The sequence below is a fragment of the Brevibacterium sp. SIMBA_078 genome (assembly GCF_046534565.1).
Taxonomy (GTDB): domain Bacteria; phylum Actinomycetota; class Actinomycetes; order Actinomycetales; family Brevibacteriaceae; genus Brevibacterium.
The window spans coordinates 1-237 of sequence record NZ_JAWRYQ010000568.1; the positions used below are offsets into that span (position 1 = coordinate 1).

General features: G+C 39.2%; 1 protein-coding gene. It reads right to left on the reverse strand.

Annotated elements, in window-relative coordinates; translation table 11 throughout:
• On the reverse strand, positions 1-237 hold a 237-nt coding region (locus SB749_RS20825), incomplete at both ends, for a hypothetical protein (RefSeq protein WP_410711992.1).

Below are 237 nucleotides of genomic sequence, written 5' to 3' on the forward strand. Positions count from 1 at the left end.
CTGCTAGTTCCATCATTGCTGCTTCACAAGTAACAAGCGTATTGATCTCAGCACCATCATCCGTATCATCAAGCTCTTTTATAACAAATGCCCGCAAAAAGCCGTCTTTATCTCGGAACACGACTTGATTCTCTTCAAAAAGATAACGCGCATCTGGATGAGAAGCGTCAGCAATAAAAGAAAAAGAAGAACCCAAGTTGAGTTCTTCTTTATATTTTGCATCCCAAAAATTACATG